This is a genomic window from Propionibacterium ruminifibrarum (assembly GCF_900289195.1).
Lineage (GTDB): Bacteria > Actinomycetota > Actinomycetes > Propionibacteriales > Propionibacteriaceae > Propionibacterium > Propionibacterium ruminifibrarum.
The window spans coordinates 98,242-109,470 of the sequence record NZ_OMOH01000007.1; the positions used below are offsets into that span (position 1 = coordinate 98,242).

The 11,229-nt window shown below is 68.1% G+C and carries 10 protein-coding genes; 8 read left to right on the forward strand and 2 right to left on the reverse strand.

What is annotated here, in order from left to right; all coding sequences use genetic code 11:
* Window positions 1-275: 275 nt before the first annotated feature.
* From PROPJV5_RS09430 to PROPJV5_RS09440, 3 genes are read left to right on the forward strand one after another with little or no spacing between them, the layout of a single operon-like run.
* Window positions 276-1,088 carry a thymidylate synthase gene (locus PROPJV5_RS09430; RefSeq protein ID WP_119716101.1) on the forward strand — a complete coding sequence of 271 codons (813 nt, stop codon included), beginning with the start codon at window positions 276-278 and terminating at the stop codon, window positions 1,086-1,088.
* Complete coding sequence (locus PROPJV5_RS09435) at window positions 1,085-1,633, forward strand: dihydrofolate reductase (protein ID WP_239018457.1); 549 nt, start codon at window positions 1,085-1,087, stop codon at window positions 1,631-1,633. Before PROPJV5_RS09430 ends, PROPJV5_RS09435 begins: the two co-directional genes overlap by 4 nt.
* Window positions 1,634-1,635: 2 nt before the next feature.
* Window positions 1,636-3,060, forward strand: a complete 1,425-nt coding sequence (locus PROPJV5_RS09440; RefSeq protein WP_119716102.1) for a DNA polymerase IV — start codon at window positions 1,636-1,638, stop codon at window positions 3,058-3,060.
* A 124-nt stretch (window positions 3,061-3,184) separates the two neighbouring features.
* On the opposite strand, the gene PROPJV5_RS09445 is transcribed toward PROPJV5_RS09440, so the two are convergent.
* Both PROPJV5_RS09445 and PROPJV5_RS09450 read right to left on the reverse strand, forming a co-directional pair.
* Entirely contained in the window at window positions 3,185-3,844 is a 660-nt protein-coding gene (locus tag PROPJV5_RS09445; RefSeq protein ID WP_119716103.1) for a nucleotidyl transferase AbiEii/AbiGii toxin family protein, read from the reverse strand.
* Complete coding sequence (locus PROPJV5_RS09450; RefSeq protein WP_119716104.1) at window positions 3,841-4,173, reverse strand: transcriptional regulator; 333 nt, start codon at window positions 4,171-4,173, stop codon at window positions 3,841-3,843. The genes PROPJV5_RS09445 and PROPJV5_RS09450 overlap by 4 nt, the downstream gene beginning before the upstream one ends.
* Before the next feature lie 441 nt (window positions 4,174-4,614).
* On the opposite strand from PROPJV5_RS09450, the gene PROPJV5_RS09455 reads away from it, so the two are divergent.
* The 5 genes from PROPJV5_RS09455 to PROPJV5_RS12935 all read left to right on the forward strand — a co-directional run.
* Window positions 4,615-6,600 (forward strand): fructose-specific PTS transporter subunit EIIC, encoded by a 1,986-nt coding sequence (locus PROPJV5_RS09455; protein ID WP_119716105.1) that lies wholly within the window; start codon window positions 4,615-4,617, stop codon window positions 6,598-6,600.
* Window positions 6,601-6,645: 45 nt separating this feature from the next.
* Complete coding sequence (locus tag PROPJV5_RS09460) at window positions 6,646-7,344, forward strand: transaldolase family protein (protein WP_119716106.1); 699 nt, start codon at window positions 6,646-6,648, stop codon at window positions 7,342-7,344.
* Window positions 7,341-9,716, forward strand: a complete 2,376-nt coding sequence (locus tag PROPJV5_RS09465; RefSeq protein ID WP_220474399.1) for a glycyl radical protein — start codon at window positions 7,341-7,343, stop codon at window positions 9,714-9,716. The genes PROPJV5_RS09460 and PROPJV5_RS09465 overlap by 4 nt, the downstream gene beginning before the upstream one ends.
* Window positions 9,717-10,682, forward strand: coding sequence for a glycyl-radical enzyme activating protein (locus PROPJV5_RS09470; protein WP_220474400.1), 966 nt, complete (start codon window positions 9,717-9,719; stop codon window positions 10,680-10,682). It begins immediately after the preceding gene.
* An 88-nt stretch (window positions 10,683-10,770) separates the two neighbouring features.
* Window positions 10,771-11,229, forward strand: a 459-nt coding sequence (locus PROPJV5_RS12935) for a DeoR/GlpR family DNA-binding transcription regulator (RefSeq protein ID WP_239018458.1), incomplete at its 3' end; no start/stop codon positions are given.

Genomic DNA, 11,229 nt, shown 5'->3' on the forward strand with positions numbered 1-11,229 from the left:
CGCCAGCGAGTGGACGGCCCAGATCCCCGTCATCGGCCGCCCCGAGCAGGGCGGCGCGAAACCGGCCCCGCCCGGCGTCCCGTCCAGCGGCGTGACCCCCCTGGAGCCCTGAGCTGGGCGGTTCTGCGTGCCGGCGAGTGGCGCGGCGGAGCTGTCAGTGCCCGCGCATAACCTTGTGGGCAAGGACTGGTCGGCCCGGGCTCGGGGCCCGCGGCGGGCCGGTGACGAGGGGCGCCGCCTCACCCGTGCGCGACGAGACGACAGAAGGAGACGTCATGCAGCAATACCTCGATCTGCTCAACCGCGTGATGACCGAGGGCGTCGACCGGCCCGACCGCACCGGCACCGGCACGCGCAGCGTCTTCGGCCACCAGATGCGCTTCCACCTCGACGACGGCTTCCCGCTCGTCACCACGAAGAAGGTCTACACGCGGGGCGTCTTCGGCGAGCTGCTGTGGTTCCTGCGCGGCGACACGAACATCGGCTGGCTGCACGAGAACAACGTCCACATCTGGGACGAGTGGGCCGACGAGAACGGCGACCTCGGCCCCATCTACGGCCACCAGTGGCGCAGCTGGCCCGACTACGACGGCGGCACCATCGACCAGCTCGCCCAGGTGATCGACCAGATCAGGCACAACCCGAGTTCGCGGCGCCTGGTCGTCTCGGCCTGGAACGTCGCCGAGGTGGGCAGCATGGCCCTGCCGCCGTGCCACATGCTCTTCCAGTTCTACGTGGCCCCAGGCGCCGACGGCGGGCCCGGCACGCTGAGCTGCAGCCTCTACCAGCGGTCGGCCGACCTGTTCCTCGGGGTGCCCTTCAACATCGCCTCGTACTCCCTGCTCACGCACATGGTGGCGCAGGTCTGCGGCCTGGGCGTCGGCGACTTCGTCCACACCCTGGGGGACGCACACATCTACCACAACCACGTCGACCAGGTGCGCGAGCAGCTGTCCCGCGAGCCGCGCTCGCTGCCGACACTGCGGCTCAACCCCGCGGTGCGCAGCATCGACGAGTTCGAACTGAGCGACATCGAACTGTCCGGCTACGACCCGCATCCCGCGATCAAGGCCCCGGTGGCGGTGTGAACGCCACACCCGGCCCGAGGATCATCGCCATCGCGATGGTCGCGGCCAACGGGGTGATCGGCGACGGCGACACCCAGCCCTTCACATTCCGTGAGGACTGGGCAAGGTTCAAGGCCACCACGCTCGGCCACCCGCTGATCCTCGGGCACGCCACGCACCGGGCCATGGGCCTGCTCACCGGGCGCACCAGCATCGTCATCAGCCACGACCCGGCCTCGGTGCGGTTCCCCGACGTCCCGCCCCCCGGCGCGCGCGGCATCGCCGTGGCCGGCCTCGAGGAGGCCCTGCGGGTCGCCGCCGGGCTCGACCAGGACAAGGTCTTCATCTGCGGCGGCGGGCAGGTCTACCGCGCCGCCATGGACTGGGTCGGTGAACTCGACATCACCTGCGTGCACGCCGACGCCGACGGGCAGGTCACCTTCCCGGCGATCGACCCCGCCACCTGGCGCGAGGTCGAGCGCACCGCCGGGGAGCAGTTCGACTTCGTCCGCTACGAGCGCATCGGCGCCCCGCGCCCGATCCCCGACCCGACCACCGGGGGCTGACCGTGCGGGCGACGGCCAGCGTGCTGCACCTCGACCTCGACGCCTTCTTCGCGTCCGTCGAGCAGCGCGACAAGCCCTCGCTGGCCGGCAAGCCGGTCATCGTCGGGGGCGTCGGCGGCCGCGGCGTCGTCGCGACCGCCAGCTACGAGGCCCGCGTGTTCGGCGTGCACTCGGCCATGAGCACCAGCCAGGCCCGGCACCTCGCCCCGCACGCCGCCTACCTGGTCGGGCGTTTCAGCGCCTACCGCGAGTCGAGCCGTATCGTCATGGCCCTGCTCGGCGAACTCAGCCCGCTCGTCGAGCCCGTCAGCATCGACGAGGCCTACGCCGACCTCGCGGTCGGTGGGCAGGCCACCTCGCCGGCCGCGCTCACCGAACTCGTGGAACGCCTGCGCCGCGAGATCACCGAGCGGACCGAGGGTCTGCACGCATCGGTCGGCGTCGGCTCCAGCAAGTTCATCGCCAAACTCGCCTCCGAGGCCGCCAAGCCCGACGGCAGCCGCATCGTCGAGCCCGGCCAGGAGCTCGACTTCATCGCACCGCTCAACGTGCGGGCCATCCCCGGCATCGGCCCGGCGACCACCGAGAAACTGGGCCGTCTCGGCATCCAGACGGTCGCGCAGCTGCGCGAGGCGAGCCGGCACGAGCTCGTCCGTGAACTCGGCCAGGCGGTGGGACAGCACGTGCACGACATCGCCTTCGCCCGCGACGACCGCCCCGTCGCCCCGCGCGGCGAGGCCAAGTCCATCTCGGTCGAGGACACCTTCGAGGAGGACATCACCCAGCGGAGCGTCATCGCGGAGGTCATCGCCAAGGACGCCCGGCTGGTCGCCGCGCGGCTCACCAGGGCCGGCCTGTTCGCCCGCACCATCACCCTCAAGGTCCGCATGGCCGACTTCAGCACGGTGAGCAGGTCCCGCACCCTGCTGGGCGCCACCGACCGCCCCGAACGCATCGCGGACGTCGCCCAGGGCCTGGCGGCCGCCCTCAACCCGCGCGCCGGCGTACGGCTGGTCGGTGTCGGCGTCTCGAATTTCACCCAGGCCGCCCAGGAGGAGTTGTTCGAGACCAATGACGCCGAACCCGCGGCGGGGACACTCGTCAGTCGCGACGAGCCCGCCCCGCCGGTCACCGTGCGCCGCGCCGGCGCCGGCTACCTGCCCGGCATGGATGTCGAGCACGAGCAGTGGGGCCGCGGCTGGGTGTGGGGCTCGGGGCACGGCGTCGTCACCGTCCGCTTCGAGCAGCGCGGCGGTCCTGTCGGCCCGGTCCGTTCCTTCAAGCTGGACGACCCCCTGCTGCACCCCGTCGAGCCCCTGCCGCTGCCCTTCGCCGTGCCCGAGGACGACGAGGCGGAGCAGCGCGGGCCCGGCTGGGCCCGTCAGGTGCACGACCTGGGGTCCACGGCCCCGGGCCCGGCCGTGTGAGGCCCGACCGAACCGGGGGTACAACGCGTCCCGGTCGACAACGGCGGCGAACCACTCCAGGTCGCCGGTCACCGGATCGCGCACCGGAAGCTCATACGCGATGGCCCCTGCCCGGTGGTGCCGCTCAGTGAAGATGCGCGCGGATGTCGGCAGCCCATTCCTCCATGCGTGTTTTCACGCCGTCGAGCTCCTCGGGGCTCACCCCGTAGACACGGACCTCCTCCGGGTGGATGCGTTCCACCGTGTCAAGGCTCCTGGCGAACCACTCCAGGTCGAAGCCGGGATCAGTCTGCCGGGCGAGACGAAACAACTCCTCATCGGTGAATCGTCCCGATCGGCGGATCGCATCGACGTCCACTTGGTCACGCGCCTCGGCACGCGAGAACAGGGCGGCGACCTTGTTTCCCACGGCGTCCTCGAGGGAGAGGACGGGACCGATCCCCAGACGCACGGGCTCGTGTGCCCGCCAGTCCACGGCGAGATTGATCCCCGTCAGGAATCCTTGCGCGCCGGTCACCGTGAGCTGGGCGAACGTGCCCTGATGACGGCGGATATCGATGGAATACCCCTGTGAGCGCAGCGCGGCGATGACCCTGTCGAGGGACTGGTCGAACGTGGCCGCGGCCTGCTGGGTGGTGAACAGGTCGACGTCCTCGGTCGACCGGTCGATCAGGCCGTGCTCGCGTATCGCGCCCGAGCCGGCGAGAGCGAAACCGGAGCCATCGCCAGTCGCCGTCAGGGCGATGCGGGCGACGCGTCGCTGCTCGGCGTGGCCGCCGCTCACGAGGATTTCACAAGCTCGGGGAACCGGTCCTCCCACAGCTCGCGGAGCCGCGGATCCATGGTGAGGATCGGCCACGTCTCGATGAGCCGGGTACGGTTCACGAGCCGGCGTTGCTCCTCGGCGGTGCCCTCGGCGAGAAGGGCCTGGTAGGCCATGCGCCGCCACCCCGGCTCACTCACGTTCACGGCGAACCGGTCGGGCTGCCAGCGCACGGCGTGGGGCAGGTCGATGGTCCCGTCATGAGGACCGCGCAGTTCGTCGAGCGAGTCGGGGGCCTCGTAGGGCTTGGTGTCGCGGAGCCGCACCCGACGCCCCGTCGTCTCTGCCATGGCCCGGTCTCCTTCCCGTTCACAGCGTACTCGTCTGGGGCCTGGCGGCTGTCCTGAGTCAGCGTGTCGGGCCGCGGGCTGATCGGAGGCACGGCGTCGTCACCGTGCGTTTCGTGCGGCATGGCGGTCCTGTCGGCCCGGTCCGATGAGCACAGCTGCGTCGTTGTGTCGGGTATGTCGGCCAACGTGCGGAGCGGTTCCGATCGAACGTTGGCCCGCCGAGAGTCATCGGGGTGTCACCCACAGCGCTAGGCAGGAGGTGGGGCCGCGGTGATGTCAGGCAGTCGATCGTCACGCCCGATTATTTGCGTATTCCTTTCATATAAGTTACGTTAACTGCATTAAACGTAAGGCACACGGAACTTATTCGTTGTCGGATCCTTTCCAGGAGCGCCGATGGCGCACCAGCCATCGGCAGTGAGACCAAAGGAAGTGGAGTCAATGACTGATTCCAGGCATCTCTTGGCCATCACCGCCTGTCCCAGCGGAGTGGCCCACACCTACATGGCCGCGGAGGCCCTGACCGACGCCGCGGCCGCCCGGGGCTTCACGATCGATGTGGAGACGCACGGCTCGATCGGTGTGGAGGGGACCTTCACCCAGGACAGCATCGATCGTGCCGATGCGGTGATCATCGCCGCCGACAAGAACATCGAGCTGGATCGTTTCAGGGGAAAGCCGGTGGTCGTGTCGACGGTGTCCGAGGGCATCAATCGCGCCGACGGGCTCATCGATGACGCCCTGGTCGCGAAGCCGCTTGAGGGTGAGGCGTCGGCGTCGAAGTCGGCGGAGCACACTGGTGCCGGTGTCATCTACAAGGCGTTGATGAACGGCGTCTCCCACATGATCCCCTTCGTCGTGACCGGTGGGTTGATGCTCGCACTGGCCTACAGCATCGGCGGCACGCCCACCCAGCAGGGCCTGGTGATCCCTGAAGGGAGCTTCTGGTACCTGATCAGCCAGATCGGCACACTGGCCTTCAACCTCATGGTGCCGGTGCTGTCCGGTTTCATTGCCATGGCGATTGCGGACAGGCCCGGGTTGGCGCCGGGGCTCATCACTGGTTTCATCGCTACCACGCCGGCCCTTTACCACTCAGAAGCGGGCGCCGGTTTCCTGGGAGGCATCGTCACCGGGTTCATGTCGGGCTGTGTGGCACTGCTGATCAAGAAGATCAAGGTGCACAAGTGGATCGCACCGATCTGGCCCATCATCGTGATCCCGGTGCTGACCACGACCGTGGTCGGCCTGATCTTCGTCTATGCCCTCGGCACGCCCATCGCGGCGTTCTTCACCTGGCTCACCACGGCTCTCGCCGGGATGGGAGGCACCCAGGTGGGGCTGCTCGGCCTGCTGCTCGGAGCCATGATCGGATTCGACATGGGCGGACCGGTGAACAAGGTCGCCTTCCTGTTCGCCGGTGGTCTCATCGCTTCGGGAACTTCCGTGCCCATGGGCATGGTCGCCGTCGCCATCGCCACGCCACCCATTGGCATGGGAGTGGCCACGCTCGTCCGTCGTCGCCTGTTCACCGATGCTGAACGCGAGAATGGCATTGCCGCCATCTTCATGGGTTTCTTCGGCATCACCGAGGGCGCCATCCCCTTTGCCGCAGCGCATCCTCTCCAGGTGATTCCGGCGAATGTCATCGGTTCGGCCGTGGGCGCCGCGGTGGCTGGCCTGTTCGGTGTGAGCAACGAGGTCATGTGGGGCGGAGGGATCGTCGCCGTGCTCGGAGTGGTGAACAGGCCGCTCCAGTTCTTCTGCGCACTCGCCGTGGGCGTCGCCGTCAACGCGGTCCTGGCCATCCTGCTGCTCGACCTCGGCAATCTGCGCTCACGCCGAACCGATCGCGCCATTCCCGATCAGGATCAGGACACGAGGACCGATGCCGTCGACGCCCCGGGCGATGCGGCCGGATCGCCAGTCGAGACCGCCGACAAGGCTGAGCCTGCGACCCGGGCGGTCTCCTTCACGGACTACCTGCGGCCCGACTCGGTCATCCTCGACGAGAAGCTGATCGGCCGAGAGCAGGTGATCGCAGCCCTCGCCGCGAGGGGCACGGCCACCGGACAGCTCAAGGACGCCGATCAGATCGTCGCGACGGCCATGGACCGGGAGGCCATGGGCACCACCGCGGTCGGTGACGCGCTGGCCATTCCCCACGCCAAGTGCGATGCCGCCATCGAGCCCTTCCTGGGCTTCGCCCGGTTGTCCGCGGGCATCGACTGGGAAGCAGCCGACGGTGGACCCGTCGACCTCGTCTTCCTCATCGCGGTGCCCGAGGCCGCGGCAGGGAACGAACATCTCAGGATCCTCGCCGCCCTCGCCCGCACGCTCATGCACGAACGGGTGCGTGAGGAACTGTACGCAGCACGCACCCCCAAGGACGTCATCGACGTCCTCAGCGGACGAGTCCGGGCGTGAACCCGGCCCACAACACCCATCCCCGTACGGAAGAAGAACTGACACATGCTGATCCTCATCGATGATGCGAACCTCGAGGACGTGGCCGCGATCTGGTCCACACTCCCCGTGGACGGGGTCACCACCAACCCCACGATCCTGGCCCGCCAACACCGGGACCCGCTGCGGACACTGCGTGAGCTGCGCGAGCTGCTGGGCGCCGGCCCGCAGCTGCACGCCCAGGTGGTGGGCACCGAGCCCGACGTCATGGTCAACGAGGCCCTGGCGTTGCGCGGAGAACTGGGCGAGGACCTCTTCGTGAAGATCCCGGTGACCGAGGCAGGCTATGTCGCCATGCGGCGTCTGAGTGCTCAGGGAGTGAACGTCACGGCCACCGCGATCCACGCACCCATGCAAGCCTTCCTCGCCGCCAAGGCCGGTGCGCGTTATGTGGCCCCCTACATCAACCGGCTCGACAACCTGGGCGCGGACGGGGTGCGGGTTGCGGCCGAGATCCAGACGCTCCTCGACGTTCACCGCATGGACACGCAGCTGCTTGCCGCCTCGTTCAAGAACTCCCAGCAGATCACCGAACTCGCGAAGCTCGGTGCCGGTGCCGTCACGGCGGCGCCGGCGGTGCTGAGAAATCTGTTCCGCAACGCCACCACCGATGCGGCCGTGGCCGAACAACGCGCAGACTTGGAATCCGTCATCGGCGCGGGGCACACATTCGCCGATCTCGTCGGCTCGGAGGAGACATCATGACGACAACCATTTCCCATCGACCCAGCATCATGAACATCGAGCAGTCGCCACGCATCGGCGCGCTGCGCACCGCCATGCTCGACGAGCCACGCGTGGTCTCGATCGAGCAGGCCCGCATCACCACCAGGGTCTACCGGGACAACCCCGACGAACCGGTCATCGTCAAAAAGGCCCTGGCCCTGGCGGCGGCACTGCGGGAGATGGAGATCACCATCCGGCCCGGGGAACTGCTCGTGGGCAACCGCACCCCCACGGCCAGGGCCGGCGTGGTCTCTCCCGAGGCCGGGGCCTCCTGGGTGGACCGGGAGATCGAGACCCTGCCCACCCGGCCCCAGGATCGCTTCGACGTGGACCAGGGGACCATTGACGAGTTCCGCGAGCACATCTACCCGTTCTGGACCGGTGTCTCGTTGGAGGACGTCATCGCCGAGCGGCACGGTCCCCGGATCAAGGAGATCTCGAAAGTCGTCAAGATCAACCAGACCGATCACGCCCAGGGGCACATCTGTCCCGACGTGGACCTGTGGCTGCGGATGGGGCCGGCCGGGCTCGGCGCCCAGGCGGAACGGCTGGGAGAAGACGCCAGCGGCGAGCAGAGGGACTTCTACCGTGCCGTCGGTATCGTCATGTCCGGCGCCTGCGACTTCCTGCAGCGCTACGCCGCCCTCGCCAGGGCACAGGCCGCCGAGTCCCCGGACCGGCGGGCGCGCGAGCTGACCGAGGTGGCCCGGGTCTGCCAGGGGCTCGCGAGCCGGCCCGCCGAGGGATTCCACGAGGCCCTCCAGAGCGTCTGGATGCTCTTCGTCATCCTGCACATGGAGTCCAACGCCTCGTCCTTCTCACCCGGCCGCCTGGACGTCATCCTGCAGCCCTACCTGGAGGACAGCCGCGGGAACGGACTGAGCGACGAGGCCGCACTCGAGCTCGTGGAGTGCCTGTGGCTGAAGTTCAACGAGATCGTGTACATGCGCAACGCCTCCAGCGCGAAGTACTTCGCCGGCTTCCCGATCGGTTTCAACATCTGCGTCGGCGGGCAGGACGTGAACGGCGAGGACGTGGTGAACGACGTCTCCTATCTGTTCCTCGCCGCTCAGTCCCACCTGGGCATGCCCCAGCCCAATCTGTCGGTGCGTCTGCACGAGGGGACCAGCGAGGAACTGCTCACCGAGGCCGTGCGAGTGGTCGCCAAGGGCTCGGGCATGCCGCAGTTCTTCAACGACAAGTCGGTCGTACCGGCTCTGAAGGCCGTCGGGATCGCGGAACACGACGCCCGCAACTACGCCGTGGTGGGCTGCGTCGAACTGACCACTCAGGGCAACAACCTGGGCTGGAGCGACGCGGCGATGTTCAACCTCGACAAGGCCCTGGAACTGACCCTCACCGGTGGCGTTGACCTGCTGACGGGGGAGCGGATCGGCCCGGACCTCGGCTCGCTGGAGAGCTACGCCTCCTACGAGGAACTGGAGGCTTCCTTCGCGAAGATGATCGACCACTACGTCGATGCCATGATCGCTGCCTGCGAGCAGGTCGAGCGGGCCCACATGGACGTTCTGCCCACCGCATTCCTGTCGGCCGTCATTGACGACTGCCTGAGTACCGGGCGTGATGTCACCGCCGGGGGAGCCGTGTACAACCTGTCCGGCATCCAGATGATCCAGGTCGCCTCGCTCGCCGACTCGCTGGCGGCCCTGAAGAAACTCGTCTTCGAGGAACGGCGGATCAGCCCCCAGACGATGATGGCCGCGTTGAAGGCGGACTTCCAGGGCTACGAGGTCGAGCAGGCCCTCATGCTCAACAAGGCACCCAAGTACGGCAATGACATCGCGTACGTGGACGAGCTCGGCGCGAAGTGGGCGGACTACTTCGCCGAGAAGTTGCGCTCCTACACCAACGCGCGGGGCGGGCGCTACCACACCGGCATGTACACCGTGTCCGCGCACGTCCCCATGGGCCAGAACGTCGGCGCATCCCCGGACGGGCGCAGGGCCGGTACGCCGCTGGCCGATGGTGGCCTGTCCCCGGTGTACGGGCGCGACATGGCAGGGCCGACCGCTGTGCTCAAGTCGGTGTCGGCGATGGACAACACGTGGACGTCCAACGGGGGCCTGCTCAACCTGAAGTTCCTCCCAGAGTTCTTCGACTCGGAGACGAACATCGCGAAGTTCGTCTCGTTCCTGAGGGCCTTCGTCGATCTGGAGATCCCTCACGTCCAGTTCAACGTGGTGCGTGCCGAGGACCTCATCGCGGCGAAAGCCCACCCCGACCAGTACCGCAGCCTGACGGTCCGGGTCGCCGGGTACACGGCCTACTTCGTGGAACTCGCCGGTGACCTGCAGGACGAGATCATCGCTCGCACCACCCAGGAACTGTAAATGAATGGTTCCGCCTCCGCCGGCGCGCAGCGGGCCCGTGACGGCTTGCTGCGCGCCAACGTGGTGGACATCCGCCGTTTCTCCACCCACGACGGCAGGGGCATCCGCACCACGGTGTTCATCAAGGGCTGTTCGCTGGCCTGCGGCTGGTGCCAGAATCCCGAGACGATCAGGCCCCGTCTGGGCCCGGTCTTCTTCGCCAAGAAGTGCATCGACTGCGGCCTGTGCCTGCCGCTGTCCCGCAACGGGGAGATGACACGCGGACCGGACGGCATGGTCGCGCACCTCGAGGTCGAGGGCGAGTGGGAGGAACTCGCCGCCGTCTGTCCCACCGGCGCGATCGCCCTCAACGGCAGGTCCTACACCGTCGATGAACTGGTGGACGTCGTGATGGCCGACCGGGCCTTCTTCGGCCACGGCGGGGGAGTGACCCTCTCGGGCGGTGAACCGCTCCTCGTGCCGCACTTCGCGGCAGCCGTCTTCGCCCGGCTGCGCGACAGGGGCATCCACACCGCCGTCGAGACGGCACTGAACGTCCGCACCGAGTTCGTGCTGGAAGCGGCGCCCCTCGTCGACCAGTTCTTCGCCGATCTCAAGATCATCGACCCGGAGGACCACCGCCGTTGGACCGGCCACACCAACGAGCGGATCCTGGACAACCTGCGGGTGCTGCTCACCTCGCCGTGGCGCGACCGGGTGATCGTGCGGACCCCGCTCATCCCGGGCGTCACGGCCACCGACGAGAACATCGCCGGCATCGCCGGTTTCATCACGGACCTGTACCCCGATGTCCACTACGAGCTCCTCAACTACAACCCGCTCGCCATCGCGAAGTACGAACTGGTGACGGGCCACTCCTTCCTGTTCACGGAGCAGACGAACCCGAAGCGCTACACGGCGCAGCAGATGGAGCACTTCCGCCGGATCGCCGCCGACGCCGGCGTGAGGAACCTGGTGGAGGATTGAGATGGTGCACTGCTCCAAGGATTTCCGCTTCTGAGCCATCGATGCCGCCCGGGCCGATAGCATGAGCGCAGGTTCGGGAGGGAGCACGATGAGCGTCGACCGTGGTGAGAGGGAGAAACGCATCCTGGCGCTGCTGGGCCGTGACGGGTCCTTGTCCGTGAAGGCACTCTCCCATGACCTCGGGGTCTCGGAGGTCACGGTGCGATCCCAGCTGAGCGAGATGGAGGAACGCGGCCTGCTCACCCGCACCCACGGCGGCGCCCAGGCCAACACCATGCGGTCCGTCCTCGAACGTGCGCACCAGCACCCGCAGGCCAAGGAACGGATCGCCCGCGCCGCCGCGTCGCTGGTCCACGACGACGACCGGATCATGATCGAGGCCGGTACCACGACCGCCCAGGTCGTGCGTTTTCTCACGGCGGTCCATGGCGTGCAGATCGTCACCAACTCGCTGCTCGTGCTCACCTACGCCCGGCAGGTTCCCGGACTGTCAATCACCCTCACCGGCGGTGAATTCGACACCGAGTCGGAGTCGATGGTGGGCCCG